A 25592-nucleotide genomic window follows, 5' to 3' on the forward strand; every position below is an offset into this window, starting at 1 on the left:
CTCCCACCGGGACCATTGCCGTGGTCCCGGCGGCGGCTCGCCCGCCGGGGAGGCGGCCCATCAAGGGAGAAGAAAGGAGAAGGTGACCGCATCCTTCGCCCGGGTGATATCCTCGATCGTCCAACGGTGGCAGGGGGTCAGAACGCCCGGAAGCGGGCGCATGCCATTGGAGTCGACCACCTTCACCCCCTTGTCGGGCTTGATGCAGATGGTGCCCTGCCCCTTGATGCCTTTCTTGCGCAGGGCCGCTGCGTGGCTGTCCTCCATATCCCGCAAGGAGATGGCGTATTCCCCGTTGGAGAAGCGGTGGAAGGAGAACCAGATCGTTCCGCCGCCCGCATCGGGCACAAAGGTTTCGGTCTCTTTCGTGACGTCCCCCTTCCACGTGAACGCCCCCGAAGAGCGCAGGGCGCCGCGGTAGGTGCCGCTGAAACCCAGCTCCCGGAGCGCCTGCGCCATGTCCTCCGGCGGAGTATCGGCCTTGGCACCGGCCGGCTGACCGTCCTCGGCCGAAGACAGGGAGATCACGTCACCCGCATACTGCAACTCATAGGTGCCGTCGCGGTGGATGGTCAGCGTTGCCGTGAATTTGTCGGGAGCCAGGCAACTGGACAGCGACAGGGCTGCCAGCACGATCAAAAATGGGCGCATCCATGTCATGGCAAGGAAACCTTCCACGGCGATCCGGGAGGTTTCATCAACTCGATGTTGCCGATATTTGTCTTTATGATACCGTTCTTGAGGATAACGTCAATTTTGCATTCGGCCGATTGAAACTCGGCACCAAGAATTTCTTTTTTCTCATACTCACAAGCGTACGCCTTCACTGTTTCCAGACCGATGATGTGCATCTCGTCCTTTTCCAGCCCCTCGCGCATCTTGACCAGCAGGTTCGGGTCTTTGGCCATATTCTGCTTCATTTCGCCGGTCATGAGGATCAGCGACTGCATGGCATCGATATCGGCCGCCGCGATCGCTTTGATGAACGACTCGGCGGTGGAAGCGGCATCGTCCCTGAACCAGGCTTTGCCCCCCAACACCACGAAAGCCACAGGCACCGCAACGGCGACAGCCGCCAGCAACGCCAGCTTCTTTTTACGGCCACTCATGACAAAACCCCGTTCTTCGCCCCGAAACCGCGGAGCAGCCTGAAAAAACGGGGGAAAATATATGGTCAGGGCCGCGCCATCGGCAATTGGGGGAATTTCCCCATAGCAGGGTTAGCGGCCCAGATAGCGCGCCTCCAGATGCCGGCGGAACACGGCGGCGTCCAGGGGGCGCCCGGTGGCGTGTTCCAGCACCGCGTCGGTGGAGGGCGGCAGGCAGCCCAGGCCATGGACCTTCTCCCGCAGCCATCCCACCAGCGGCGCGAAATCGCCGCGGGCCAGCGCCGGGCGGATATCCGGCGCCGCGGTGGCGGCGGCATCGAAAAGCTGGGCGGCGGTCATCGCCCCCAGCGTGTATGTGGGAAAGTACCCCCAGCCGCCGCCGGGCCAATGGATGTCCTGCAGACAGCCGTGCCGGTCGTCGGGCGGCACCACGCCCAGCAGATCCCGCATCCCGTCGTTCCACGCGCCGGGCAGGTCGGACAGCGCCAGGGTACCGCCGATCAGCGCCCGTTCCAGCCGGTAGCGCAGGACGACATGGGCGGGATAGGTCACCTCGTCGGCGTCCACGCGGATGAAGCTGCGCTCCACGCGGGTGTAATGACGGCGCAGGTTGTCCGGCTCCCACGCCGGGCCGCTGCCGCCGAACGCCTCGCGGGCCACCGGCCCCAGCCACGACAGGAATTCCGCCGAACGCGCCGCCTGCATCTCAATGATCAGCGATTGGGATTCGTGCACCGCCATGCCACGGGTCTGCCCCACCGGCTGGCCGCGCCACGCCGCCGGGCGCCCCTGCTCATAGAGGGCGTGGCCGGTTTCGTGCAGCACGCCCATCAGCGCCTTGGTGAAGTCGCCCTCGTCGTAGCGGGTGGTGATGCGCACATCGTCGTCGGCCCCGCCGCAGAACGGGTGCAGGCTGACATCCAGCCGCCCGCGGGTGAAATCGAACCCCGCCTGCCGCATCAGCCGCTCGCCCAGCGCCCGCTGGGTCTCCACCGGGAACGGGCCTTCGGGCGCGGTGGAGGGGGGCTGCGACGCCTGCCGCTCCAGCGCTGCGCCGATCAGGCCGGGCAGGAATCCCGCCAGCTCGTCGAACAGCGCGTCGATGCGCACCGCCCGCGATCCCGGATCATGCTCGTCCAGCAGCGCGTCATAGGGGCTGAGGCCCATCGCCTCCCCCATGGCGGCGGCGCTGTCGCGCACGCGGGCCAGCACCTCGGTCAGCGTGGGCAGCAAGGCTGGGAAATCGCTGTCGGCCCGCGCCGTGCGCCATGCCATCTCGCACGCCGAGGTCGCCTTGGACAGCGCCTCCACCAGATCGGCGGGCACGGCGGTGGCGCGGGTATGGGCAGCGCGCATTTCCCGCACATTGGCCCGCTGCCAGGGGTCCAGGCTCCCATCGGCCTCCGCCGCCGCCAGATCATCGGCCACCCGCGGATCGGTCAGAAGCTCGTGGGCCAGCACCGACAGGGTGGCCGTCTGCTCCGCCCGCGCGTCCGCCGCCCCGTCGGGCATCATGGTCTGGGTGTCCCACCCCAGAATGCCGATGGCCCCGCCGATGGCCGACAGGCGGGCGAAGCGTTTTTCCAGGGCGGTGGCGGCGGTGACGGTCATGACGGCTCCCGTGGGCGGCGGCGCTGGGACAGGACGTAGATCACCACCAGCGTGGCGGCCAGACCGAACCACGTCAAGGCGTACTGGGCATGGTTGTTGGGAAGCTCGGCGCGCGGCTCGATCCCGGCGGGCGCCCCCGCCGGCTCCTGCCCCGGCGTCACCTCCACCACCACCGGCAGGGCGGTGCCGATACCGGCCAGCGCCACCAGATCGGGGATGTGGACCCACCCCGACGATCCCGGCACCCGCGCCACCCCGCGCCACGCCACGAGCCGGTCGGGGCCGGGGGCCGCGTGATAATCCAGCGGCACCCAGCCGCGATTGACCAGCACCGGCGGCCCGGCGGCCCGCTGGACCGGGGTGACGATCTCGTACCCCGCCCGGCCCTGGCGCGGGCGGGCCGGCACCTTCTGCGAGCGGCTGTCCAGCAGCACGCCCGCCACCGTGACCGGGCGCAGGTCCAGCGCGTCCGCGTCGTCCACCGCCGCCGGCAGCGGCACGGGCGGGGCGTGGATGCGCTCCTGCACGCGGGCCAGCAACGCCTCCTTCCATTCCAGCCGGTGAAGCTGCCACACGCCCAGCCCCACCATCACCGCCACCGCCGGCACGGTGACGAGGGTGGCGCGGCGGGAGGGGCGGAACGCCGCGGTCCTCACTCGTCCATCTCCGAACGGCGGTGACGGTACTGAAGCGCGGTGGTGTAGGCCTTGGCCGGGCGCAGCATGCCCAGCGCCAGCCCCAGCACCAGCGCCCCCCAGACCAGCGTGTGCAGCCACAGGGGCCAGTCCACCGCCATCGACACCCACAGGGCCGGCGGCACCACCAGGAAGCTGATGATGAAGATCAGGAACACCGCCGGCCCGTCGCCGCTGTCGTGGCGGGCCAGTTCCAGCCCGCACACCGGACAATGCTCCACCACCGTCAGGTATCCGGCGAACAGCCGGCCCTTGCCGCAGCGGGGGCACACGCAACGCAGGCCGGCATCCAGCGGCGAGACCGGCGGGTAAGAGGGGCTTTCGTCCATACCCGCGCTCAATGCTGGGCCAGGGTGCCGCCGTGCGATCCCCACCAATAGATGGAGACAAACAGGAACAGCCACACCACGTCCACGAAGTGCCAGTACCACGCCGCCGCCTCGAACCCGAAATGGCTGGTGGGGGTGAAATGGCCCTTGACCGTCCGCACCCAGCACACGGCCAGGAAGATGGTGCCGACGATGACGTGGAACCCGTGGAACCCCGTCGCCATGTAGAAGGTGGACGGGTAGATCCCCTCCTTGAAGCCGAAGGCGGCGTGGGCGTACTCGTACCCCTGGAAGAAGCTGAACGTCACGCCCAGCAGCACGGTCAGGCCCAGCGCCTTGGCCGCCTCGCCGTTCCGCCCCTCCAGCAGCGCGTGGTGCGCCCAGGTGACCGTCACCCCCGACAACAGCAGCACCACCGTCATCAGGAACGGCATGTCGAACGGGCTGAACACATGCACGTTCGGCGGCGGCCACACGGCGTGCGGGTTGACCTCCGTCACCTTGGGAAACAGGGCGGTGTCGTAGAAGGCCCAGAAGAAGGCGGCGAAGAACATCACTTCCGACGCGATGAACAGCGCCATGCCATAGCGCAAGCCCACCTTGACCACCGGGGTGTGGGCCTTTTCCCGCACCGCCTCGTGCACCACGTCGCGCCACCAGCCGGCCATCACGCCGATCACCGACAGCAGGCCCAGCACCAGCACCCAGACGGTGCTGTAGTGCATGTAAAGCACCATCCCCACCGCCAGAAGCCCGCCGGCAAAGGCGCCCAGCAGCGGCCACGGGCTGGGCCGCACCAGATGATAGGGGTGGGGAATGCCCGTTCCCACCCGGTCCGTGGACGGGTGCCCGCCGTGGTGGGGGGCATCGTGGGTGATATCCGCCATCGTCTCCAACCCTCATGAAGTTATACCGACCCGCCAATGAATTGGCGTGTCGTATTGCGTTCAAACGCCACGCGGGCTTTTCCGCGCCATGTGGCGCGCCGCCGCGGTCGCGTCGGCCGGCGAACAGCGTTCGCCGGGATTATGGTTCGGGCCGTTCCGCCGTCTGCTGCTGCCGGCTTGCGCGGAAAAAGGTGTAGGACAGGGTGATCGTGCCCACATCCGCCAGATCGGGATCGTTGGCCATGGCCGGATCGACGAAGAACATCACCGGCATGTCCACGGTCTGCCCCGGTTGCAGCGTCTGTTCGGTGAAGCAGAAGCACTGGATCTTGTTGAAATACAGCCCGGCCTTGTCGGGGGTCACGTTGAACACCGCCGTGCCGGTCACAGGCGTGCTGCCACGGTTCTCGGCGCTGTAGCTGGCAAAACCCTGTTCCCCCAGCGCCAGCGTCACGTCGTGCTGGTTGGGACGGAAGCGCCAGGGCAGCGGCCCGTTGACGTCGGCGTTGAAGCGGATGGTCACCACCCGCCCCGCCGCCGCCCCGTCATGGGCCGGTCCCGGTGCGGCCGCCGCCCGCTGGGTGGTGCCGCCGAAGCCGGTGACCCGGCAGAACAGCGAATAGAGCGGCACGGAAGCGAAGGCCAGCCCCACCATGGAGAAGACCAGCACGAACAGCCCCGCCATCATCCGCGCGTTGCGCCGCCGCACGTCGGGGGTCATGGCTCAGCTCCCGCCCATACGCACCAGCGTGATGGCGTAGAACAGCGCCACCAGCCCCATCAGGGCGGCCAGGGTCGCCAGATTGCGCCCGCGCAGGCGGCGGCGGCGTTCGGCGTACAGGGTGGCGGCGGAAAGGGTGGATTCGCTCATGACGGCACTCCCCCGGTCAGGTGCTCGCCCACCAGCAGGGCGAACAGGGTGAACAGGTGCAGGATGGAAAAGCCGAACATCCGCTTGGCCGGACGGTCGTCGGTAGCCCACAGCACGTTCAGCGCGCAGAGCACGAACAGCCCCCCCATCACCAGCGCCCCGGCCAGATAGGCGGGCCCGGCGATGCCCACGGCATAGGGGGCAGCCCCCGCCGGCAGCAGGATCAGGGTGTAGGCCAGCATCTGGCGCCTGGTGCTGTCCGGCCCCGCCACCACCGGCATCATGGGCACCCCGGCGCGGGTGTAGTCGGCGTTGCGGAACAGGGCCAGCGCCCAGAAATGCGGCGGCGTCCACAGGAAGATCAGGGTGAACAGCACCACCGACCCCAGATCCACGCCCCCGGTCACCGCCGCCCAGCCGATCATGGGGGGAAAGGCCCCAGCCGCCCCGCCGATGACGATGTTCTGCGGCGTGCGCCGCTTCAGCCAGATGGTGTAGACGAACACATAGAACAGCGTGGCCAGCGCCAGCAATGCGGCGGCGGTCCAGTTCACCGCCAGCCCCATCACCACCACCGACACCACCGCCAGCACCACGCCGAAGGCCAGCGCCTCCGCCGGATCGACCCGGCCCGACGGGATCGGGCGGCGGGCGGTGCGGGTCATCACCGCGTCGATGTCACGGTCGTACCACATGTTGATGGCCGCCGACGCCCCGGCGCCGACGGCGATGCACAGCACCGCCACCGCCGCCAGCACCGGGTGGATGTGCCCCGGTGCGGCCACCAGCCCGGCAAAGCCGGTGAACACCACCAGCGACATCACCCGCGGTTTCAGCAGTTCGATGAAGTCCCGCGCACTCGAACCGGCAGCGGCGTGCTGAAGGCTGAAGTCGGTGCTGAAGTCGGTCATGGGTCACCCCCTCACTTCACGGTCGGCAGCTCTTCGAAGGCATGGAAGGGCGGCGGGGAGCTGACGGTCCATTCCAGGGTCGCCGCCTGCGGCCCCCAATAGGCGGCCTCCACCCGCACCCCATGGCGCAGCGTGCGCCATGCGATCCACACGAACAGCAGCGTGGAGGCGAAGGAGATGTAGGCGCCGATGGACGACACCATGTTCCACCCGGCAAAGGCGTCGGGGTAATCGGGGATGCGCCGCGGCATGCCCGACAGACCCAGGAAATGCTGGGGGAAGAACACCAGGTTGACGCCGATGAAGGTGGTCCAGAAATGGACCTTGCCCCAGAATTCCGGGTACTGGCGCCCCGACATCTTGCCCACCCAGTAATAGAAGCCGGCGAAGATCGAGAACACCGCCCCCAGCGACAGCACATAGTGGAAGTGCGCCACCACGTAATAGGTGTCGTGCAGCACCACGTCCATGCCGCCGTTGGCCAGCACCACGCCCGTCACGCCGCCGACGGTAAAGAGGAAGATGAAGCCGATGGCCCACAGCATGGGCGTCTTGAACTCGATGGACCCGCCCCACATGGTGGCGATCCACGAGAAGATCTTGATGCCCGTGGGCACGGCGATGATCATCGTCGCGGCGGTGAAATACGCCTTGGTATCGACGTCCAGCCCCACCGTGTACATGTGGTGCGCCCATACCACGAACCCGACCACGCCGATGGCCACCATGGCATAGGCCATGCCGAGATAGCCGAAGATCGGCTTTTTCGAGAAGGTGGACACGATGTGGCTGATGATGCCGAAGGCCGGCAGGATCATGATGTAGACTTCGGGGTGGCCGAAGAACCAGAACAGGTGCTGGAACAGCAGCGGGTCGCCGCCCCCTTCGGGGTTGAAGAAGGTGGTGCCGAAGTTGCGGTCGGTCAGCAGCATGGTGATGGCCCCGCCCAGCACCGGCACCGCCAGCAGCAGCAGGAACGCCGTCACCAGCATTGCCCACACGAACAGCGGCATCTTGTGCAGCGTCATGCCCGGGGCGCGCATGTTGAAGATGGTGGTGATGAAGTTCACCGCCCCCAAGATCGACGAGGCGCCGGCCAGATGCAGGGCGAAGATCGCCATGTCCACCGACGGCCCGCTGTGCCCCAGCGCCGACGACAGCGGCGGGTAGATGGTCCACCCCGTGCCGGCCCCGGTGCCGACGAAGGCCGAACCCAAGAGCAGCAGGAACGCCGGCACCAGCAGCCAGAAGCTGATGTTGTTCATGCGGGGAAAGGCCATGTCGGGCGAGCCGATCATCAACGGCACGAACCAGTTGCCGAAGCCGCCGATCAGCGCCGGCATCACCACGAAGAACACCATGATGAGGCCGTGGGCGGTGATCAGCACGTTCCACATCTGCCCGTCGCTGACGAACTGCAGCCCCGGACTGTGCAGTTCGGCCCGCATGATGACCGAGAACAGCCCGCCGATCAGCCCGGCAATCACCGAGAAGAACAGATACAGCGTGCCGATGTCCTTGTGGTTGGTGGAAAACAGCCAGCGCGCCACGAACCCCGGATGGGCATGGGCGTGATCGTGGCCGTGGTGGATGTCGTCGTAGGTTCCGTCAGCCATTCTTGGTCACCCTCCTGGCGGGGTCAGCGGGTGGGTTCGGGGGCTTGCGCCACCGACACGGGTGCTTCGGCGGGGATGCCCTGCGCGGTCTTGGTCTGGGCGACCCATTGGGTGAAGGCGTCTTTCGACACCGCCTCCACCGCGATGGGCATGAAACCGTGGTTCACGCCGCAGATTTCCGAGCACTGGCCGTAATAGACGCCCTCCTTCTCCACCCGGAACCACGTCTCGTTCAGGCGGCCGGGCACGGCGTCCTTCTTGATGCCGAAGGACGGCACGGCCCAGGAATGGATGACGTCGCCCGCGGTCACGATCACCCGCACCGTGGTGTTGACCGGCACCACCAGCCGCCGGTCCACCTCCAACAACCGCTTCTGACCCTCCTTCAGGTCGGAATCGGCGATCATGTAGCTGGAAAAGGCGATGTTGCCGTGGTCGGGGTATTCGTAATCCCAATACCACTGGCGGCCCGTGACCTTGACGGTCATGTCCGCCTCCGGCACCACCTCCAGCGTGTAGAGCAGCTTGAACGACGGTACGGCGATCACGATCAGGATGATCACCGGGATCACCGTCCACGCCACCTCCAGCACCGTGTTGTGGGTGGTGCGCGACGGGGTGGGGTTGGTGCGGGCGTTGAACCGCGCCGCCACCACCACCAGCAGCGCCAGAATCAGCAGCACGATGGCGGTGATGATCACCACCAGCAGGCCGTGAAAATCGTCCATCAGATGCTTGACCGGGGTGGCTCCCGGCTGCAGCCCCATTTCCCAGGGCTTCGGTTCGGCAGCGGCGGCAGAGCCCGCCAGAACAGCACCAAAGGCCGCCACCGCGGCGGCGCGCAAGGAACGTCTGGTCATTCCCACCCCTTCCCCTGGACCACGGCCGTGACAGCGGGGGCCGTGATCAGTTTTTGCGCTTGCGGTATTTCGTATTTTGCAATGCGGTGTTACGCCGCATCATGGATCTGTCTTCAGCTTTCTGACTTTTACCGGCGGAGGCAACCGTCCGTTCGGGCCATAACTTTTGGAAAAGCCCTCATCCGAAAGCCGCTTCCCCAATGGTTGAGCTCCAGGCTCGGCTTTTGTATGCGTCATTTTGCCGCATAGTGTCCGGTGCGGCGAACGGCGGCCCGTGCAACCGAAACTGGGGCACGGCGATGGCGCTGCCCAGCGTCTCTTTGGCGATAGGCCGATGGGCAAGCGGGGGAATACACCCTCTTGTGCCGGGGGCGGGGGCGGCTTATGGTCCCCGGCCATGATCCTCGACCTCGACGCTCTCGCCGCCGCCCTGCCAAGGGGTGGGCGGCTTCTCGGCCTTGACCTCGGCACCAAGACCATCGGCATGGCCGTGTCCGATCCGGGCCTGGTGGTGGCATCCCCCATCGGCACCGTCAAGCGCACCAAGCTGGGGCCGGACCTGGTGGAATTGGCCCGTGTTATCAAGGACTACGCCATCGCCGGCATCGTCCTCGGCCTTCCCCTCAACATGGACGGCAGCGCCGGGCCGCGGGCGGATGCCACACGCTCCTTCGCCGATGTCCTGGCCCAGCGGGGCGGCGAGATGAAATGGTCGCCCCTGATCACCCTGTGGGACGAGCGGCTGTCCACCGTGGCGGTGGAGCGGTTCATGCTCGCCGACGACATGACCCGCAAGCGCCGGGGCGAGGTGGTGGACAAGATGGCCGCGGCCTACATCCTGCAAGGCGCCCTGGACGCCCTGGCCCACCGCCGCCGCCTGGCCGCAGAGGCCGCCGCGGATCTGGCCGACGGCGAGGATAACGACGAGGACGGGCGCGACTCGGAACGGTTCTAAGACCGCCATGACGGTCGTTTTCGGCGCCCTGGCCCCCACATTCCTGCTGATTTTGCTGGGGTATTTGCTGCGTCGCAGCAAAATGGTGCCCGACAGCTTCTGGCCGCCCGCCGACCGGCTGACCTATTATGTCTTCTTCCCCTGCCTGATCGTGGACGAACTGTCCAAGGCGCATCTGGACGCCGCCACCGTCCTGCCCATGGCCCTGTCCATGGCGCTGGCCGTGCTGGCGGCGGGCGGGCTGGCGGTGGCGGCCAAACGCTGGACCGGGCTGGACGGCCCTGCCTTCACCTCGGTCTTTCAGGGCAGCATCCGGCCCAACACCTATGTGGGTCTGGCCTCGGCCCGTGCGCTCTACGGCGTGCCGGGGCTGACCTTGACCGCGGTCGGCATCGCGGTGGTGGTGCCGCTGGTCAATGTGCTGAGCGTCGCCGCCATGACCCGCTGGGGGGCCGGGGCCAACGGCGGCGGAGTGCGGGCGGTTCTGGGTGGGCTGGTGCGCAACCCGCTGATCATCGCAGCGCTGATCGGCGCCTTCCTGGCGGTGTCCGGCATCGGCCCGCTGCCGGTGGCCGGCAGCGTGGTCGAAATTCTGGCCCGTGCCGCCCTGCCCCTCGGCCTGCTGTCGGTGGGGGCCGGGCTGGACCTGTCGGCGGTCCGCGGTGCGGGAGCCGGCGTGGCGCTGGCCGGTTTCTGGAAACTGCTGCTGGCCCCGGTGCTGACCGCCGCCATCGGCTGGGCGCTGGCGGTGGAGCCGCTGGCCCTGACCATCGCCGTGCTGTTCAACGCCCTGCCATGCTCGGCCAGTTCCTATGTTCTGGCCCGCCAGATGGGCGGCGACCATCGGCTGATGGCCGCCATCATCACCGTGCAAACCCTGCTGGCCGCCCTCACCCTGCCGCTGGTGCTGGTGGCGTTCGGGTGATGGCGCTCACCCCTCCGCCCTCACCCGGCCCGTTTCAGAACGCCGCCGCCTTCAGGCCCGCCGCGGAAAAGCCGGGGCCGGACGACAGGGTATAGAGCCCGCGCTGCCCGTCCACCGGACGGAAACGGTCGGTGATGCCCAGCACGGTTTCCGCCCCGCCCAGATACAGCACGCCGTCCGGCGGCATGATGCGGGCGATGCCGTCCAGCACCTTGCCCTTGGTCGGCTGGTCGAAATAGATCAGCACGTTGCGGCAGAACACGATGTCGAACTGCCCAAGCCCGCCCAGGTCCGTCAGCAGGTTGTATTCCCGGAACGTCACCATCTGGCGAAGCTGCGGGTTGATCTGCCACTTGTCGCCCTGCTGCTTGAAATGCTTCACCAGCATCTGGATGGGCAGGCCGCGCTGAACCTCGAACTGGGTGTAGACGCCGGCCTTGGCCCGCTCCACCATCTCCGCCGACAGGTCGGTGCCGACGATCTCGATGCGCCAGCCGGCCAGCCTGGCCTGTTCCTCCTGCAACAGCATGCACAGCGAATAAGCCTCCTGCCCCGAGGAGCAGGCCGCCGACCAGATGCGCAAGGACCGCTTGGTCGCGCGGGCCTCCATCATCTTCGGAAGAACGATCTGCTTGAACTGGTCGAAGGGCTTCTGGTCGCGGAAGAACGACGACTCGTTGGTCGTCATCGCCTCCGTGATGTCCCGCAGCAGGGCCTCGTCCTTGCGGGTCCGCACGGTGGCGGCCAGCTCGTCGAGCCCCTTCATGTTCCATTTCCTGGCCACCGGCATCAGCCGGGATTCCAGAAGATAGGCTTTGTCTTTCGTCAGCACCAGGCCGGAGCGCTGCTTCAGCAAGGTGGCGAACATGTCGAAGTCTTCGACCCTCATGCTGCCGTCCTCGATGCATACTTGCGGATTGCGGGACCGATTTCCTTGAGCGGCAGGATGACGTGGCACAGGCCCGCCTGGGCCACGGCACCCGGCATCCCCCACACGACGCTGCTGGCTTCGTCCTGACCGATCAGGGTTCCGCCGTTGTTCACAACGTCCGTGCAGCCTTTCAGCCCGTCCTGCCCCATGCCGGTCAGGATGCAGGCCAGAATCTTGCGCCCGCCAAAGGTCTTGACCAGCGACCGCATCATCGGATCGACGGCGGGCCGGCAGAAGTTCTCGGGCGGATCCTTGGTCAACTGGATCACGTTCACCCCGCCGCGCTGCACCGCCAGCATGTGGAAGTCGCCGGGGGCGATGTAGCAGCGGTTCTCGACGATGCGCTCGCCGTCCTTCGCCTCCGCGGCGTTCAGGCCGCACTGGCGGGTGATGTGCTCCGCCAGGATGGTGGTGAAGGTGGCCGGCATGTGCTGGGTGATCATGATCGGCTGGGTGATGCCGGTGCGCAGGTTGCCCAGCACCTCGAACAGCGCCTGCGGGCCGCCGGTCGAACTGCCGATGGCGATGATGTCGGGGCGGACGGTCACGCCCGCAGGCTGGGGCCGCACGGTGACCGGCCCGGCTTCGCGCGGGCGGAAGCCCGACGTGATGGGGGCCGCCCCGCCCTCGGTGCTGCGCGCGGCGCTGAAGCTGGCGGACGGAGCCGCCAGAGGCCGCATCTCGCCGCGGCTGCGCGATCCGGCGCGGCGGGCGGCCGCCCCCAGCGCCTTGACCTTCGACACCAGCTCGCGCTTGAAATCCTCCGCCGTGCTCACCTCGCGGGTGGAGGTGGGCTTGGGGATGTAGTCGGCGGCCCCCGCCTGCAGGCAGCGCATGGAGATGTCCGCCCCCCGCGCCGTCAGGGTGGAGGCCATGATGATCTTCACCTGCGGCGCCACCGCCAACAGCTTCGGAATGGCGGTCAGACCGTCCATCACCGGCATCTCGATGTCCAGCACCACCACGTCGATGGTGTTGCGCTGGAGCGAGTTGACGGCCATCTGCCCGTCGCCCACCGACGCGGCGACGCGGATTTCCGGGTCGCCTTCCAGGGCACGGGTCAGAAGCCCGCGGATGACCGCGGAATCATCGACCACCATGACCCGGTAGGGATCGGGGCTGGGCGGACGCGCCGCGGTGGACAAACCTCGAAACGAATCGGACATGAGAACGCCGGGCCTTCCTGCGCTGACATTCCGGTCCCCTGGGATTACAGGAGGCCGACCTGAGCAAATTTCGTCTGGATGATATCGCTGTCGAAGGGTTTCATGATGTACTCATTGGCCCCGGCCGACAGCGCCTCCTGAATATGCGCCAAGTCGTTTTCCGTCGTGCAGAAGACAACCTTCGGACCATCCCCCCCGCTCATCTTGCGAAGGCGCCGCAGGAACTCGATTCCCGACATGACCGGCATGTTCCAATCCAAAAGGATGGCGTCCGGCATTTCCCGCGCACAGGCTTCCATCGCCTGCTTGCCGTCCTCGGCTTCCGAACAGGCGAATTCCAGCTCTTCGAGGATCTTACGGGCGACCTTGCGGACGACCCGGCTGTCATCAACCACCAAACAGGACTTCATCGTCTATGCCCCGGCTGTTGCTTGGGGTGCGGCACCGGCCGCACCCACCGTCATCCTGGGGGTACGGCGTGGGCGCCGTACCGTCACGCCGCTTCCATATTTGTGAAATTGAGCAGACGCGGCACGTCCAGGACAACCATCAATTGGCCGTTGAGGCGATAAATACCAGTTGACACCTCGCGCCAGCGCGGATCCAGCGTTGCCGGATTGCGCTCGAAGTCCTCGTTGGACAGGCTCAGCACCTCGCCCACGCTGTCCACCATCAGGCTGTAAAGCTCGCCGCGCAGGTCCACCACGATGGACATGCCGGGCTTGTCCTTGGACCGGGCCGGCAGGCTGAGGCGCAGCCGGACGTCGATGGCGGTGACGATGCGCCCACGCAGGTTCAGCGACCCGGCCACCTCCGGCGGGGCCAGCGGGATGCGGGTGATCTTCTGATGCCCCAGAACGTCCTGGACCTGAAGGACCGGGATGCCGAACAACTGGTCGGCAATGGTCATGGTCACATAGTCCTGGTTGCCCCCGGAAATGACCTCCTCGCCCTTGGTTTTCTTGGCGGGAACCTTGGCGTTGTTGGTCATGCGGCACCTTTATGTTCGGAGAGGGTCTGCTGCAGGGTGTAGAGGAGCGCGTCGCGGTCGAACTTGGCGACGTAATCGGTAAAGCCGACCTGACGGCCGCGGTCAAGATCACGCGGGGTCGCGTGGCTGGACAGCGCCACCATGGGCACGTCCTGCCAGCGGGTGCCGTGGCGGACGGTGTGGGCGAAGTCGAAGCCGCTCATGCCCGGCATTTCGATGTCGGAGACGATGACGTCGAAGTCCTCGCCCGCTTCGCACAGCGCCAGCGCTTCCGTCGGGTTCTCCACCGCGGTCACGTCGTAGCCGGCGACCGACAGCAGCGGCGTCAGCAGGTTGCGGAAGAAGGGGCTGTCGTCCACCAGCAGCACGCGCTGGAGCTTCTCCTCCTCGAACCCGTCGGTGGACGACGAGCCGAACCAATCCTTGTACGCCTGGGTCAGGTAGAAGCCGGCGTCGATCACCTCGGTCGCCTTGCCGGCGATGATGGCGCTGCCCATAAGGCCGGGACGCTCGGCGGTCAACTGCACCACCAGCTTTTCTTCGACGATATCGACGATCTCGTCCACGATCAGGCCCATGGAGCGGTCGCCGTCGGCGAACACCAGCACCGGCTGGCGCCCTTCCTGGCCCAGCGAGAAGCACGGGTCGATGGGCACCAGCGGCATCAGCTTGCCGCGGTACTGCACCACCGGCAGGCCGTTGGACAGCTCCACGGCGCTGAGCTCCACGTCTTCCAGGCGGGCGACCAGCGACAGCGGCACCGCCTTGGGCGCGCCCTCGCCCGCGCGGAACAGCAGCAGCGCCATCTTGTCCTCCTGACGCTGGGCCTGGACGGCGGCGGCTTCCTTGCTGACGTTCTCGCCCATTGCCATTTCGCCGGTGGCCGACGCGATGCCGTTGGGGTCGAGGATCATGATGACCGAGCCGTCACCCAGGATGGTGTTGCCCGAGAACATCTCGATGTGGCGCAGGATCGGGGCGACCGGCTTCACCACGATTTCTTCGGTGTCGAACACCCGGTCAACCATGATGCCGAAGGTGTAGGTGCCGACCTGGGTCACGACGATGAAGGTCTCGTCGTCGTTCTTGACCTCCTGCCCGTCCTCGCGCTCCAGCCGCAGCAGTTCCTGCAGGCTGACCAGCGGCAGCAGACGGTTGCGCAGGCGCAGGACCGGCGTGCCCTTCAGCCGCTCGATGGTGTGTTCGCTGTCGGCCGCCGCACGCACCAGCTCCACCACGCTGATCTGCGGGATGGCGAAGCGTTCGCCGGCGCATTCCACGATCAGCGCCGAGACGATGGCCAGCGTCAGCGGGATCTTGATGACGAAGGTCGATCCGCGGCCCTGCACCGACTTGATTTCGATGGTGCCGCCGATCTTTTCGATGTTCGTCTTCACGACGTCCATGCCGACGCCGCGGCCCGACACGCTCGTCACCTTGGCGGCGGTCGAGAAGCCGGGCTTCATGATGAACTGGATGATCTGCTGGTCCGACATGTTGGCGAGTTCCGCCTCGGACGCCATCCCGTTCTGGATCGCCTTCTGCTTGATCTTGTCGATCGCCAGGCCCTTGCCGTCGTCCTGGATCTCGATGATGATGTGGCCGCCTTCGTGATAGGCGTTCAGCGTGATGCGGCCCGTTTCGGTCTTGCCCGCGCGCACGCGGTCCGCCGGCACTTCCAGCCCGTGGTCGGCGGAGTTGCGGACCATGTGGGTCAGCGGATCCTTGATGAGTTCCAGCACCTGCCGGTCAAGCTCGGTGTCGGCACCCAGCATCTGCAGGTCGATCTTCTTGTTCAACTCGTGCGCCAGATCGCGCACCAGACGCGGCAGCTTGGCCCAGGCGTTGCCGATGGGCTGCATGCGCGTCTTCATCACGCCTTCCTGCAGCTCCGACGTCACATGGTTCAGGCGCTGGAGCGGGGCGGCGAATTCGCTTTCCTTCTGCGACCGCAGGATCTGGAGGAGCTGGTTGCGGGTCAGCACCAGTTCCGAGACCATGGTCATCAGGTTTTCCAGAAGATCCACGTTGACGCGGATGGTCTGGGCGGCGACCGCCGATTCCTTGTTGCCGGCCTCGCGCACCTCGTCGCCGCCCTGGGCGCCGGCGGCCTGGGCCGCGGGGACGGGCATCTTGGACGGGGCGGGGGCGGGTTCGGGGTCGGGCACCACCAGATCCTGCGACGGGGCCGCCGCCTCTTCCGGTTCGGGGGCCGCCACGGGGGTCAGGGCGGTGCTGGGGCCTTCGGCGGCCTGCCACGCGGCTTCCAGCTCTTCCAGCGACACGCTGGGAACCTCGACCGTGGCCGCGGTGGGGGCCGGCGGCGGGGGCGGAGCGGGCGTCGGGGCCGGGGCGCCGGACAGCTTGCCCTCGGCGCAGGCGTTCAGCCGCGCGATGAGGTCGTTGTCGTCGCCGGGGGGTTCGGCCTCGGTCGCTTCCAGAACGGCCAGCAGCCCCTTGATGGTGTCCAGCGCCTTCAGGATCAGCGACACCGCTTCCGGCGTGATGGTCAGTTCGCCGTCACGGAACTTGCCCAGCACGTTTTCCGACGCGTGCGCCACCTTTTCCAGGCGCGGCAATCCCAGGAAGCCGCAGGTGCCCTTGATGGTGTGGACGAGACGGAAAATATTCGAGAGCAGTTCGGGATTGTTCGGGTTCTGCTCAAGCCGCACCAGCTCTACGTCGAGAACCGACAGGTTCTCGTTGGTTTCCGTCAGGAATTCACTGAGCAGATCATCCATATCCTATCCCCAGGCGTTTTGGTCGCGGCACGGCACGGTCCGCATCTTGACCGCCCCGGCGGTCGAGGGATGGGGCGGTCCGATGGTTTATTCCGGCGGCAGCGGGCTGATTCAGCCATTCCGGCACGGTTTGGAGCGTGTCAAATACTGATAAACAAAGTCTTACCTTTTGTCCGCCCCCCCGCGTTCAACCGGGGGGCGGCGGGGCGCCGCACCCCACCCCCCTTTTACCAGACCAGGGTGAACACCAGCGTGTCCGGCCCCGCCGGCTGGGCCGACAGCCGCACGCCGTAGGATTCGGCGAACCGCCCGGTGACATAGGCGTGCACCGTGCGGGGGGTGACCGCATCGGGGGCGGCGGTGCCGTCCAGGGCGGCCTGGGACGCGGCGGTCAGCGCGCCGGGACGCCCGGCGGCGGTGACGGTCAGACGCCCGGCGGCGCCGTCCCCCTGCCCCGCCACGGTGATGCTGCCGCCGTGGGTCAGCGCCTCTTCGGCCAGGATGATGGTGTTCAGCAGCACCTTGGCGATGCCGGTGCGTTCGGTCACCGCATCGGCGGGCACGCCGGCATCCCACACCGCGGCGGTGCGGCTCCCTTCCAGCCAGCCGGCGATGATGGCGCGCATCTCCCCGAATCCGCGCACCTCGCGCCCGGCCACGCCATAGGCCAGGCGGAAAAGGCGCAGCCGCCGGTCGGCCTGGCCCGAGGAATGGTCGATGAGCTTGATCGCCTCCCCCATGAAGCTGGGGTTGGGCTCGTCCTCCATCTCCTCGATCAGTTCCAGGCCGTTGCGGATGGCGCCGACGGGGCTGACCAGATCATGGCACAGGCGGGAGGCGAGAAGTTCCAGGATTCGGATATCGAAAGCCATGATGACTCCGGCGGAGGGGCGTAGAACGGGAAGAGACGTTTCTTTCCGCCTTCGGGGGAATGTTCCGGGCGGATCCGACATCTATATAACATGCGGACGCGGGGTGCGCCTCCCCGGCGACACCGGACATCCCCGACGGCTCCGGCCCCGCCCCATCACCGGGGGTGGGACGGGAGCGGTCGGCCAAGCCGGCGTCCGCCCCGTTTCGGTTCTGGAGAAAAGGTTTTCGCCATGATGGACGACATGATGGTCCCCGGTTCCTGGGTCCGCCACCCCACATGCCCGGAATGGGGGCTGGGGCAGGTGCAATCGGCGGTCGGGCCGCGGGTGACGGTCAATTTCGAGAACGCCGGCAAGATCCTGATCAACTCGGCGCTGGTCACCCTGGACATCGTTGACCCCGACGAGCTGTCATGAACCGGGGCTTCACGATGCGGGCGGGTGGCCGGTGATCTTCGGCTTCGCACGGCAGGCCAGGGCCGAGCCGGCGGCGGTGCCGCACGGGCTTCGTCTCTATGCCGTGGGGGACATCCATGGGCGGCTCGACCTGCTCGACCGCCTGCTGGCCGAGATCATCACCGATGCGGAACGGGCGGGCGACGCGCCGGGCGGGACCATGAACTATCTGGTCTTCCTGGGCGATTACGTGGACCGCGGGCCGGACTCCTCCGGCGTCATCGAACGGCTGGCCGAAGGGCCGCCGCCGGGGTTCGGCGCCTTCTACCTGAAGGGCAACCACGAGGCGGCGATGATCCGTTTCCTGACCGACCTGCGAGCCGGGCCGGCGTGGCTGCGCTTCGGCGGCGACGCGACCCTGCACAGCTACGGCATCCTGGCCCCCGACCCCGCCGACCCGCTGTTCGCCGCCCACCTGCAGCGGGTGCAGGAGCGGCTGTGCCATGGGTTGCCGCCGCGGCATCTGGCGTTTCTGACCGGGCTGCGGCCCAGCCTTGCCATCGGCGGCTATCTGTTCGTCCACGCCGGCATCCGCCCCGGCGTGCCCATGGACGCGCAGCAGGAGGACGACCTGCTGTGGATCCGCGAGGATTTCCTGGACTCCCCCGCCGACCACGGGCCGGTGGTGGTGCACGGCCACACCATCACCACCAGCCCCGACGTGCGCACCAACCGCATCGGCATCGATACCGGCGCCTATGCCACCAACCGCTTGACATGTCTGGTGCTGGAGGGCACGGAACGGCGGTTCCTGTCCACCTGACGGTCCCGCTCCCCCGATGATCCCCGGCATGCCCCCCGTTTCCCGCACCGATCCCGGCGCCCGGCTGGCCCTGGCCCTGTCCAAGCCCCTGTTCCTGCTGGCCGCCGCCCCGGACACCCCGGTCGAGCCGCTGGCGGCCGCGCTCAACGCCCACGGGGGGCTGGCCGTCGGCGGCAACGGCCATTTCACCGACGCGCTGGCCGTGCCGCTGAAGGATGTTCTGTCCGGCTACAACGAAACCCACGCCGGGGCGGCGGCCTTCACCCAGGCGGATTTCCGCCAGCTCGTGCGCACCGCCGCGGGCCTGTCGCTGGCGCGGCTGCCGGGGATGGAGGGCGCGCGGGCGCTGGGCACCACCGTCACCGTGCACGCCCACAACCTGGATTTCCTCGACCTGCTGTTCCCGTCCATGATGGTGGTGCACGCGGTGTGCGACGGGCGCGGGCTGCTGCCCGCGGACGACGGGGCCCAGGCCGCCGCCCATGTATGGGCCGACGCCGTGGGCACCGCCTGCCGTTTCGGCGCCAGCCGGCCCGAGCGTTGTTACGAGATCCGGCTGGAGGATCTGTCCGGCCCCGACTCCGCCATGCACTGGCGCTCCCTGCTCCGCTTCCTGCTGGGGGATGAGGCGGGGGACACCACGCCCCCGCCCCTGCCCCCCCCGCCCACCGGCACGGCGGACGGTGCCACCCTGGCGCGCATGGCCCCGCTCTTGCGGCAGTTCGACTATCTTTGATCCACTGGGGTGGCATCCACCCGACGGAACCCACCCATGGCCCGCCTTCCCGTTCCAGCCCTTGCGCTGTGCTCCCTTCTCCTGTTCGCCGGTCCGGCGGCGGCGGCCAGTTTCGATTGCGCCCAGGCCCGCAGCGCCGACGAGCGGCTGATCTGCTCGGTGCCGGCGCTGGACGCCGCCGACACGGCGGTGGGGGCGGCGTACAAGACGCTGATGGGAACGCTCGCCACCGACGAGACCGCCCGCGGCTTCGCCCGCACCGAACAGCGGGCATGGACGGAACGGCGCAACCGCGCCTGCGGGTTCGGGCCCGGCGCCGTGGCGGGCGTCACCGATCCCGGCGTCTGCCTGCTGGCGGAATTGACCCGGCGGTCCCGGCAGCTCGTCGCCCTGCGCGCCAACCCCGCCCTTGGCGCCCGCCTGCGCACGGTGCCGGTGACGAAGGGACAGCCCGGCACCCGCCTGTTCATTCAGGCCGAACAGCCGGACATCGCCGATCCCGCCTATCCGGGGGCCGCGGCCTTCAACGAGACCATCCGCCGTTTCGTGGCCGGGGAGATCCAGACCTTCCGCACCGATGCCGCGGATCTGCCCAAAGAGATGGAATCGGAGCTGATCCTGACCGCCGATGCCTATCTTCCCGCCCCCGGCATCGTCTCGGTGCAGTTCGTGGCCGAAGGGGTGCAGGGCAACGGCTTCCGCTATGCCGCCGCGGTGACGGTGGATGTGGCACAGGGTCTCCCCCTGACCCCGGCGCAGATGTTCGGCGACAGCCCGTGGCTGGCCACGGCCACCGCCGCCTGCCGCACCGCCGTCGGCCCCGATCCCGGCATGGCGGAGGTGTGCACCGGCCCCGATCTGCAGAACCCGCGCACCTGGCGGTTCGAGCCGGACCGCGCCGTCGCCACCCTGTTGCTGCCGGGCAAGGAGTTGCGGGAAATCGCGGTGCCGTTCCGGCCAAGTCTGTGATTGGGATACCGTCCCCCCCTCTTCTTTTCTTTTATCAAGAAAAAAGGGGGGAGGTTTGGAGGCGCCGGCCTCCAAGCGGGGCCGGGGCAGCCGCCCCGCTCTCCCCATTACATCGCCCGCACCCCCATGGTGCGCACCACCGACCACCCTTTGCCCGCCTGCAGCAGCCGGTCGCGGATGGCCGGGATATGGGCCTGACCGTAGAGGATCAGGATGTTGCGCCCGGCCTCGTCCTGGATGGCCTGGGCCACCTTGGCCTCGCGCTTGAGCGTCAGCCCTTCGGGCAGGCCGGCGTGCAGCCAGCTTCCCGACGCGGCCAGCGACAGGCCGATGCGCACGGCGGCGCGCAGCCGCACCTGAATCCACGGCGGCAGCGTGGCGAATTCGTCCCGCGCGGCGGCCAGATCCACCATGGGATCGTCGGCATCCGCGGGTGGCAAAGCGGACAGCAGGTCCGACAGGGTGATGTCCACGTTGCGCTCGTCCGGGCCGGGCGGCCCCAGCAGGGCGCGGTTGTCCTGGAGCACCAGCCCGTCGCCCAGCAGCGACGACAGCATGACATAGGGATGCTCGCCGGACTCGGGCGACCATTCGGCGCCCAGCCGCTTCATCACCTCTGCCGTGCCGGCCTTGGCGTCGTCGCCGGGTTCCGGGCGCACCTCTTCATAGAACACCAGCCAGCCGGCCCGCCGCCGTTCCGCCACCAGATCGGTGACGTCGCGGTAGAAGCGCGGCTCGGCCAGATGGACCATGCCCTGCATCTCCACCGTGCGGGCGCCGTCGGTCATGGTCACGCGGCTGAGCACCAGGGGCACATGCTCGGCGATGGTGGGCAGGGCCGCGAAGATCCCGCCGGCGGCGCCCAGCACCACCACGGTCAGGATGCCCAGCACCACCAGCAGCACGCGCACGGCGCGCCAGAGGAATCTCATCGTGTCAGGTCTTCATCGCTTGAGGGCCGCATAGCGCGGGGGCGGGACGGGCACGAACTTGGCCCGGTCCTCTTCGTTCAGCATGCCCATCATCACCTTGCGGAACCCCTCCACCGCCTCCGCCCCCGCCATGCGATACGCGCGCGCGATGCGGTGACGCTGGGTTTCCGACAATTGCCGTTCCAGATCCGTCCCCTTCTCGGTCAGTTCCAGCAGGCGCTGGCGCCGGTCGCGGGTGCCGGTGGTCTGCTGCACATAGCCCTGGCGCACCAGTTCGCCCAGCACCCGCGACAGGCTCTGCTTGGTGATGCGCAGGATGCCCAGCAGGTCGGTGACGGTGATCCGCGGATGGCGGCCCACGAAATAGATCACACGGTGGTGCGCCCGCCCGAAACCGATCTTGCCCAGGATGGCGTCGGGTTCGGCGGTGAACTCGCGGTAGGCATAGAACAGCAGCTCCATGCCGGTGCGCAGTTCCTCCTCGCGCAGGTAAAGCTGGTTGACGCCGGCTTTGATGTCGGACATGGGGCTGTCGGTCCGCTCCCGTACAGGACGTGGGGGAAAGGCTGTGGGATTTAGGTCAGCGATTCAGACATAAGCGATGGTCCGGCCCGCGGCAAGCCATCGTTCTTCGGCTTTGTTTCGTCCTGTCCTGTGTAAAAGACACGGATGGTTTTGACAACGGCACGAACGTCGCGCCCCCCTCTTCCCGGGGCGGGGGGCGCGGCGATTGCCCGCGGCAAATTTTCGCGGTTGCCGGCGGCGGGGCGTGCTATGAACCCGCCTACGGAAAAAAACCGCTCTCCGCCAAGGGGGGCGCGACAACGGCGGATACGGCGGATGACACCACGGCAAGCCCTGCAGCAGCGCCTGAACGCGCTGGAGAACCATCTGAAGTCGGAAAACCCGATCCTGCTGCCGATCATCCCCACCTATCGGCAGTTCGACCGGCTGCTGTATGGCATGGGGCTGCTGCAAGACGACGAATCGCTGGCGACCCGCATTCCGTGGTGGCCGATGATCGCGGTGCTGGGCACCTTTTCCGCCGGCAAGTCCAGCTTCATCAACACCGCGCTGGGCGCCAACCTGCAAAACACCGGCAACCAGGCGGTGGACGACAAGTTCACCGTCATCTGCTACGGCGCCGACACCAAGTATGAGCCGCTGCCCGGCACGGCGCTGAACGCCGACCCGCGCTTCCCCTTCTACCGCATCTCCGACGAGATCGAGAAGGTGGCGGCGGGCGAAGGCAAGCGCATCGACAGCTACCTGCAGCTCAAGACGCTGAAGAACGACAGCGTGCGCGGCAAGATCGTCATCGATTCCCCCGGTTTCGACGCCGACGACCAGCGCCGCTCGGTCCTGCGCCTGACCGACCACATCATCGAGCTGTCGGATCTGGTGCTGGTGTTCTTCGACGCCCGCCATCCCGAGCCGGGGGCGATGCAGGACACGCTCCAGCATCTGGTGTCGAAATCGGTGCGCCGGGCCGACGCGCGCAAATTCATCTATGTCCTGAACCAGATCGACACCACCTGGAAGGAAGACAACGCCGAGGCGGTGTTCGGCGCATGGCAGCGGGCCATCGCCCAGGCCGGCCTGGTCAGCGGGCGCTTCTACGCCATCTACAACAAGAAGGCCGCCCCGCCCATCGACGACGAGACCCTGCGCGCCCGGTACGAGGCCAAGTGCGACGCCGACCTGACCGAGATCCAGGGCCGCATCGCCGAGGTGGAGGTGGGCCGCGGCTACCGCATCGTCGGCATGCTCGATTCGCTGACCAAGGAACTGGAGGGGGAGATCATTCCCTTCCTTCAGCAGGCGCTGGCCCGCTGGCGCCGCGGGGTGCTGATCGGCGATGCCCTGTGGGCCGGCTTCCTGGCCGTGGTGCTGGGCGGCCTGTCCTATCTGATCGGCGGGGAGTCGCTGGGCCGGTTCGCCGGGTGGCTGGGCGAAACCGGGGCCGGGCCGGACGGCGGCGGGCTGCCCATCCGCCTCTTGGTGGCGGTGGCGCTGCTGGCCGGCGTGTTCCTGGCCGGGCATCACTGGATCCGCGGCTGGATGGCCAGACGGGTGGCATCCGGCCTGCCCGAACGCATGGGCGAGGCCGACCTGAACCCACGCCACGCCTTCCTGCGCAACACCCGCTTCTTCCGCATGGCATTTCGCAAGCTGCCGGTGGGCTGGGGCAAGCGGGCCAAGGGCCGCATCTTCGCCATCCGCGAAGCGGTGGCCCAGCATGTCCAGCGGCTGAACGACCTCTACACCGATCCCGCCGGCCGCCGGCCGCACCCGGCTCAGAGCGAGTAATCCGGGCCAAACGCCACAGTAACGCTAGGAACAAAGGGGTGTTTCTCCCCGCTCGCGAAACCGTGTATCGTCACGCTTTCGTTTGCGGGGGATCGTCCGATGCGTTTTTCCATTTCCTTGTATGCCGTTTCCGCCGTTCTTCTGGCGGGCTGCGCCACCGCACCGGAGGCGGAGAAGGCGGCGGTCCCGGCGCAATCCCAGCGCGCCGCCTATGACGCCACCATCACCGACACCGCGGTCTACCGCGATTCCAACGTCCGCCCGCTGACCCCGCTGACCTATCCCATCCAGGCCCTGACCTTCACCGGCAACACCGCCTGGGCCGAGGGGAAGGAGGGGCAGACGGTCACCGTCGCCAGCTCGTACGGCATGTGGATCACCGTGGAACCGGAGGTGCGGACCATCTGCCGCACCTTCGCCCAAGGCACGGTGATCGAGGGGCTGCATTATCTGCTGGGCCTCCAGCCGGTGAAGCCGGGGGACGAGAAGGCCCGCTTCGTCCGCTTCACCATCGACGCGCCGCAAAAGACCGGCCCCACCGGTCGGGGCGTGTACCGCCCCTGCGCCAACCCCGATCCCGCCGCCACGTCCTGCGGCAACCAGATCAAGGGCACGGCGGACTATACGGCGTGGTTCGCCAACCAGATGGTCTATTCGTATCAGATCAACCCCGACCTTGCGAAAACCGGCTATCCCTGGACCCGGCTGGGCTACACCTACAACTGGGCGCCGGGGGCCGCCGACCACCGCGGCGCCCAGGAATACATCGTGCCCGGCGGCACCAAGGTGCGCGTGACCGAGATCGTGGCGCCAGAGGTCTATTGCGCCGGGGTCAACAACTGACCGAAAGACGCATGAACGGAACGGCAATCCCGCGTTTGCGGGCATTGCCCTTCCGCAAGGCCGTGCTATAAACGCGGCACCTAAGATAACCATCCGAAGGCGTGGTCCCGTGGCGATCAACGCATCTGTGCTGATTCTGAACGGCCCGAACCTCAACATGCTGGGGGTGCGGGAACCGCAAATCTATGGCTCCCTGACGCTGGACGATGTGGAGGCCATGTGCCAGGAACACAGCCAGCGGCTGGGGCTGGAGGTGGATTTCCGCCAGTCCAACCACGAGGGCGAGCTGGTCACCTGGATCCAGCAGGCCCGTTCGGAAAACGACGGGATCATCATCAACGCCGGCGCCTACAGCCACACGTCGCTCGCCATTCTGGACGCGCTGATCCTGGCCGAGCTGCCGGTGGTGGAGGTGCACCTGTCCAACATCTTCAAGCGCGAGCCGTTCCGCCATCATTCCCACGTGACGTCGGTCGCGCGGGGCATGATCTGCGGCTTCGGCCCGCAGGGCTATGTGTTGGGTCTGGACGCCATGGCGCAGATCCTGAACAACCGTTCCTGACCTTCGACTCCCGCGCGCCGGTCGCCGCTGCTTACCGCCCCTCTTCCGCACGCGCATCTTGGATTTTGTGAACCCGGACTGAAACGATGGCCACTTTCGATATTGACGGCGACCTGATCCGCAAGCTGGCGGACCTTCTGCGCGAAACCGGCTTGAACGAGATCGAATTCGCCGAGGGCGAAAAGCGCATCCGCGTCAACCGCGGCGCGCCGGCCCCCATGGCGCTGCAGGCCGCCGTGGCCGCCGCCCCGGCCCCCGTGGCCGCGGCACCGGCCGCCCCGGCGGTGGCCGCGGCCCATCCGGGTGCGGTGAAATCGCCCATGGTCGGCACCGCCTACATCGCGCCCGAACCGGGCTCCGCCCCGTTCGCCCGCGTGGGCGACACGGTGAAGGCGGGCCAGACCCTGCTCATCATCGAAGCCATGAAGGTGATGAACCCGATCAAGGCGCCCAAGGGCGGCACGGTCGTGGAGGTCATGGTGTCGGATTCGCAGCCGGTCGAATACGGCGAAGTCCTGATGATCATCGAGTGATAAGGGGCCAATCCCTTG

Annotated in this window: 29 protein-coding genes; 10 read left to right on the forward strand and 19 right to left on the reverse strand. The window is 67.5% G+C overall.

Annotated elements, in window-relative coordinates; all coding sequences use genetic code 11:
• Window positions 1-60 precede the first annotated feature (60 nt).
• The 11 genes from M2352_RS12510 to coxB all read right to left on the reverse strand — a co-directional run bounded on the left by M2352_RS12510 (window position 61) and on the right by coxB (window position 8889).
• Complete coding sequence (locus M2352_RS12510) at window positions 61-660, reverse strand: hypothetical protein (RefSeq protein ID WP_264664812.1); 600 nt, start codon at window positions 658-660, stop codon at window positions 61-63.
• Window positions 657-1109 (reverse strand): hypothetical protein, encoded by a 453-nt coding sequence (locus tag M2352_RS12515; RefSeq protein ID WP_264664813.1) that lies wholly within the window; start codon window positions 1107-1109, stop codon window positions 657-659. Before M2352_RS12515 ends, M2352_RS12510 begins: the two co-directional genes overlap by 4 nt.
• A 111-nt stretch (window positions 1110-1220) precedes the next feature.
• Window positions 1221-2720, reverse strand: a complete 1500-nt coding sequence (locus M2352_RS12520) for a carboxypeptidase M32 (RefSeq protein ID WP_264664814.1) — start codon at window positions 2718-2720, stop codon at window positions 1221-1223.
• Window positions 2717-3376 carry an SURF1 family protein gene (locus M2352_RS12525; protein WP_264664815.1) on the reverse strand — a complete coding sequence of 220 codons (660 nt, stop codon included), beginning with the start codon at window positions 3374-3376 and terminating at the stop codon, window positions 2717-2719. The genes M2352_RS12520 and M2352_RS12525 overlap by 4 nt, the downstream gene beginning before the upstream one ends.
• Window positions 3373-3744 (reverse strand): DUF983 domain-containing protein, encoded by a 372-nt coding sequence (locus M2352_RS12530; protein WP_264664816.1) that lies wholly within the window; start codon window positions 3742-3744, stop codon window positions 3373-3375. The genes M2352_RS12525 and M2352_RS12530 overlap by 4 nt, the downstream gene beginning before the upstream one ends.
• An 8-nt stretch (window positions 3745-3752) precedes the next feature.
• Entirely contained in the window at window positions 3753-4631 is an 879-nt protein-coding gene (locus M2352_RS12535; protein WP_264664817.1) for a cytochrome c oxidase subunit 3, read from the reverse strand.
• Window positions 4632-4770: 139 nt separating this feature from the next.
• Window positions 4771-5352 (reverse strand): cytochrome c oxidase assembly protein, encoded by a 582-nt coding sequence (locus tag M2352_RS12540; RefSeq protein WP_264664818.1) that lies wholly within the window; start codon window positions 5350-5352, stop codon window positions 4771-4773.
• Window positions 5353-5355: 3 nt separating this feature from the next.
• Complete coding sequence (locus tag M2352_RS12545) at window positions 5356-5502, reverse strand: hypothetical protein (RefSeq protein WP_264664819.1); 147 nt, start codon at window positions 5500-5502, stop codon at window positions 5356-5358.
• Window positions 5499-6413: a heme o synthase gene (cyoE, locus tag M2352_RS12550; RefSeq protein ID WP_264664820.1), complete on the reverse strand. Its 915-nt coding sequence runs from the start codon at window positions 6411-6413 to the stop codon at window positions 5499-5501. The genes M2352_RS12545 and cyoE overlap by 4 nt, the downstream gene beginning before the upstream one ends.
• Window positions 6414-6424: 11 nt before the next feature.
• The gene (gene ctaD / locus M2352_RS12555) at window positions 6425-8029 is read right to left on the reverse strand and encodes a cytochrome c oxidase subunit I (protein ID WP_264664821.1); all 1605 of its coding nucleotides are present in this window, start codon (window positions 8027-8029) and stop codon (window positions 6425-6427) included.
• A gap of 23 nt (window positions 8030-8052) precedes the next feature.
• Complete coding sequence (gene coxB / locus M2352_RS12560) at window positions 8053-8889, reverse strand: cytochrome c oxidase subunit II (protein ID WP_264664822.1); 837 nt, start codon at window positions 8887-8889, stop codon at window positions 8053-8055.
• 397 nt (window positions 8890-9286) lie between these two features.
• Between coxB and ruvX the strand changes: the two genes are divergently transcribed.
• Both ruvX and M2352_RS12570 read left to right on the forward strand, forming a co-directional pair.
• Window positions 9287-9844: a Holliday junction resolvase RuvX gene (ruvX, locus tag M2352_RS12565; RefSeq protein ID WP_264664823.1), complete on the forward strand. Its 558-nt coding sequence runs from the start codon at window positions 9287-9289 to the stop codon at window positions 9842-9844.
• A gap of 7 nt (window positions 9845-9851) precedes the next feature.
• Window positions 9852-10769: an AEC family transporter gene (locus M2352_RS12570; protein ID WP_264664824.1), complete on the forward strand. Its 918-nt coding sequence runs from the start codon at window positions 9852-9854 to the stop codon at window positions 10767-10769.
• Window positions 10770-10803: 34 nt separating this feature from the next.
• On the opposite strand, the gene M2352_RS12575 is transcribed toward M2352_RS12570, so the two are convergent.
• The 6 genes from M2352_RS12575 to M2352_RS12600 form a co-directional block, all read right to left on the reverse strand.
• Window positions 10804-11658: a CheR family methyltransferase gene (locus M2352_RS12575; RefSeq protein WP_264664825.1), complete on the reverse strand. Its 855-nt coding sequence runs from the start codon at window positions 11656-11658 to the stop codon at window positions 10804-10806.
• Window positions 11655-12866, reverse strand: coding sequence for a protein-glutamate methylesterase/protein-glutamine glutaminase (locus tag M2352_RS12580; protein ID WP_264664826.1), 1212 nt, complete (start codon window positions 12864-12866; stop codon window positions 11655-11657). Before M2352_RS12580 ends, M2352_RS12575 begins: the two co-directional genes overlap by 4 nt.
• Before the next feature lie 44 nt (window positions 12867-12910).
• Window positions 12911-13276, reverse strand: a complete 366-nt coding sequence (locus M2352_RS12585) for a response regulator (RefSeq protein WP_264664827.1) — start codon at window positions 13274-13276, stop codon at window positions 12911-12913.
• An 83-nt stretch (window positions 13277-13359) separates the two neighbouring features.
• Complete coding sequence (locus M2352_RS12590) at window positions 13360-13857, reverse strand: chemotaxis protein CheW (RefSeq protein WP_264664828.1); 498 nt, start codon at window positions 13855-13857, stop codon at window positions 13360-13362.
• Window positions 13854-16598 carry a hybrid sensor histidine kinase/response regulator gene (locus M2352_RS12595; protein WP_264664829.1) on the reverse strand — a complete coding sequence of 915 codons (2745 nt, stop codon included), beginning with the start codon at window positions 16596-16598 and terminating at the stop codon, window positions 13854-13856. The genes M2352_RS12590 and M2352_RS12595 overlap by 4 nt, the downstream gene beginning before the upstream one ends.
• A gap of 227 nt (window positions 16599-16825) precedes the next feature.
• Entirely contained in the window at window positions 16826-17470 is a 645-nt protein-coding gene (locus tag M2352_RS12600) for a histidine phosphotransferase family protein (RefSeq protein ID WP_264664830.1), read from the reverse strand.
• Between the two features lie 234 nt (window positions 17471-17704).
• On the opposite strand from M2352_RS12600, the gene M2352_RS12605 reads away from it, so the two are divergent.
• From M2352_RS12605 to M2352_RS12620, 4 genes are read left to right on the forward strand one after another with little or no spacing between them, the layout of a single operon-like run.
• Window positions 17705-17887: a DUF3553 domain-containing protein gene (locus M2352_RS12605; RefSeq protein ID WP_264665353.1), complete on the forward strand. Its 183-nt coding sequence runs from the start codon at window positions 17705-17707 to the stop codon at window positions 17885-17887.
• Window positions 17888-17918: 31 nt separating this feature from the next.
• Window positions 17919-18689: a metallophosphoesterase gene (locus M2352_RS12610; RefSeq protein WP_319802034.1), complete on the forward strand. Its 771-nt coding sequence runs from the start codon at window positions 17919-17921 to the stop codon at window positions 18687-18689.
• Between the two features lie 28 nt (window positions 18690-18717).
• Window positions 18718-19425, forward strand: a complete 708-nt coding sequence (locus M2352_RS12615) for a hypothetical protein (protein ID WP_264664831.1) — start codon at window positions 18718-18720, stop codon at window positions 19423-19425.
• A 36-nt stretch (window positions 19426-19461) separates the two neighbouring features.
• Window positions 19462-20394 (forward strand): lysozyme inhibitor LprI family protein, encoded by a 933-nt coding sequence (locus M2352_RS12620; RefSeq protein WP_264664832.1) that lies wholly within the window; start codon window positions 19462-19464, stop codon window positions 20392-20394.
• 107 nt (window positions 20395-20501) lie between these two features.
• Here the strand turns inward: M2352_RS12620 and M2352_RS12625 are convergent, their stop codons facing one another.
• Both M2352_RS12625 and M2352_RS12630 read right to left on the reverse strand, forming a co-directional pair.
• On the reverse strand, window positions 20502-21326 hold the full coding sequence (locus tag M2352_RS12625) for a hypothetical protein (protein WP_264664833.1): 825 nt from the start codon (window positions 21324-21326) through the stop codon (window positions 20502-20504).
• 12 nt (window positions 21327-21338) lie between these two features.
• Window positions 21339-21851, reverse strand: coding sequence for a MarR family winged helix-turn-helix transcriptional regulator (locus tag M2352_RS12630; RefSeq protein ID WP_264664834.1), 513 nt, complete (start codon window positions 21849-21851; stop codon window positions 21339-21341).
• 315 nt (window positions 21852-22166) lie between these two features.
• Between M2352_RS12630 and M2352_RS12635 the strand changes: the two genes are divergently transcribed.
• From M2352_RS12635 to accB, 4 genes are all read left to right on the forward strand, one after another.
• The gene (locus tag M2352_RS12635) at window positions 22167-23636 is read left to right on the forward strand and encodes a dynamin family protein (RefSeq protein ID WP_264664835.1); all 1470 of its coding nucleotides are present in this window, start codon (window positions 22167-22169) and stop codon (window positions 23634-23636) included.
• A 99-nt stretch (window positions 23637-23735) separates the two neighbouring features.
• Window positions 23736-24479 carry a hypothetical protein gene (locus M2352_RS12640; RefSeq protein ID WP_264664836.1) on the forward strand — a complete coding sequence of 248 codons (744 nt, stop codon included), beginning with the start codon at window positions 23736-23738 and terminating at the stop codon, window positions 24477-24479.
• A 109-nt stretch (window positions 24480-24588) separates the two neighbouring features.
• Window positions 24589-25041, forward strand: a complete 453-nt coding sequence (gene aroQ, locus M2352_RS12645; protein ID WP_264664837.1) for a type II 3-dehydroquinate dehydratase — start codon at window positions 24589-24591, stop codon at window positions 25039-25041.
• 86 nt (window positions 25042-25127) lie between these two features.
• Entirely contained in the window at window positions 25128-25574 is a 447-nt protein-coding gene (accB, locus tag M2352_RS12650; protein WP_264664838.1) for an acetyl-CoA carboxylase biotin carboxyl carrier protein, read from the forward strand.
• The last annotated feature ends 18 nt before the right edge of the window (window positions 25575-25592 follow it).

The sequence above is a fragment of the Azospirillum fermentarium genome (assembly GCF_025961205.1).
Lineage (GTDB): Bacteria > Pseudomonadota > Alphaproteobacteria > Azospirillales > Azospirillaceae > Azospirillum > Azospirillum fermentarium.

Excerpts from the sequence above, each read along its gene's own strand:
- M2352_RS12510 (WP_264664812.1), bottom strand. The coding sequence starts at position 660 with ATGACATGGATGCGCCCATTTTTGATCGTGCTGGCAGCCCTGTCGCTG.
- M2352_RS12515 (WP_264664813.1), bottom strand. The coding sequence starts at position 1,109 with ATGAGTGGCCGTAAAAAGAAGCTGGCGTTGCTGGCGGCTGTCGCCGTT.
- M2352_RS12520 (WP_264664814.1), bottom strand. The coding sequence starts at position 2,720 with ATGACCGTCACCGCCGCCACCGCCCTGGAAAAACGCTTCGCCCGCCTG.
- M2352_RS12530 (WP_264664816.1), bottom strand. The coding sequence starts at position 3,744 with ATGGACGAAAGCCCCTCTTACCCGCCGGTCTCGCCGCTGGATGCCGGC.
- M2352_RS12535 (WP_264664817.1), bottom strand. The coding sequence starts at position 4,631 with ATGGCGGATATCACCCACGATGCCCCCCACCACGGCGGGCACCCGTCC.
- M2352_RS12540 (WP_264664818.1), bottom strand. The coding sequence starts at position 5,352 with ATGACCCCCGACGTGCGGCGGCGCAACGCGCGGATGATGGCGGGGCTG.
- M2352_RS12545 (WP_264664819.1), bottom strand. The coding sequence starts at position 5,502 with ATGAGCGAATCCACCCTTTCCGCCGCCACCCTGTACGCCGAACGCCGC.
- cyoE (WP_264664820.1), bottom strand. The coding sequence starts at position 6,413 with ATGACCGACTTCAGCACCGACTTCAGCCTTCAGCACGCCGCTGCCGGT.
- ctaD (WP_264664821.1), bottom strand. The coding sequence starts at position 8,029 with ATGGCTGACGGAACCTACGACGACATCCACCACGGCCACGATCACGCC.
- coxB (WP_264664822.1), bottom strand. The coding sequence starts at position 8,889 with ATGACCAGACGTTCCTTGCGCGCCGCCGCGGTGGCGGCCTTTGGTGCT.
- ruvX (WP_264664823.1), top strand. The coding sequence starts at position 9,287 with ATGATCCTCGACCTCGACGCTCTCGCCGCCGCCCTGCCAAGGGGTGGG.
- M2352_RS12570 (WP_264664824.1), top strand. The coding sequence starts at position 9,852 with ATGACGGTCGTTTTCGGCGCCCTGGCCCCCACATTCCTGCTGATTTTG.
- M2352_RS12575 (WP_264664825.1), bottom strand. The coding sequence starts at position 11,658 with ATGAGGGTCGAAGACTTCGACATGTTCGCCACCTTGCTGAAGCAGCGC.
- M2352_RS12580 (WP_264664826.1), bottom strand. The coding sequence starts at position 12,866 with ATGTCCGATTCGTTTCGAGGTTTGTCCACCGCGGCGCGTCCGCCCAGC.
- M2352_RS12585 (WP_264664827.1), bottom strand. The coding sequence starts at position 13,276 with ATGAAGTCCTGTTTGGTGGTTGATGACAGCCGGGTCGTCCGCAAGGTC.
- M2352_RS12590 (WP_264664828.1), bottom strand. The coding sequence starts at position 13,857 with ATGACCAACAACGCCAAGGTTCCCGCCAAGAAAACCAAGGGCGAGGAG.
- M2352_RS12595 (WP_264664829.1), bottom strand. The coding sequence starts at position 16,598 with ATGGATGATCTGCTCAGTGAATTCCTGACGGAAACCAACGAGAACCTG.
- M2352_RS12600 (WP_264664830.1), bottom strand. The coding sequence starts at position 17,470 with ATGGCTTTCGATATCCGAATCCTGGAACTTCTCGCCTCCCGCCTGTGC.
- M2352_RS12605 (WP_264665353.1), top strand. The coding sequence starts at position 17,705 with ATGGACGACATGATGGTCCCCGGTTCCTGGGTCCGCCACCCCACATGC.
- M2352_RS12615 (WP_264664831.1), top strand. The coding sequence starts at position 18,718 with ATGCCCCCCGTTTCCCGCACCGATCCCGGCGCCCGGCTGGCCCTGGCC.
- M2352_RS12620 (WP_264664832.1), top strand. The coding sequence starts at position 19,462 with ATGGCCCGCCTTCCCGTTCCAGCCCTTGCGCTGTGCTCCCTTCTCCTG.
- M2352_RS12625 (WP_264664833.1), bottom strand. The coding sequence starts at position 21,326 with ATGAGATTCCTCTGGCGCGCCGTGCGCGTGCTGCTGGTGGTGCTGGGC.
- M2352_RS12630 (WP_264664834.1), bottom strand. The coding sequence starts at position 21,851 with ATGTCCGACATCAAAGCCGGCGTCAACCAGCTTTACCTGCGCGAGGAG.
- M2352_RS12635 (WP_264664835.1), top strand. The coding sequence starts at position 22,167 with ATGACACCACGGCAAGCCCTGCAGCAGCGCCTGAACGCGCTGGAGAAC.
- M2352_RS12640 (WP_264664836.1), top strand. The coding sequence starts at position 23,736 with ATGCGTTTTTCCATTTCCTTGTATGCCGTTTCCGCCGTTCTTCTGGCG.
- accB (WP_264664838.1), top strand. The coding sequence starts at position 25,128 with ATGGCCACTTTCGATATTGACGGCGACCTGATCCGCAAGCTGGCGGAC.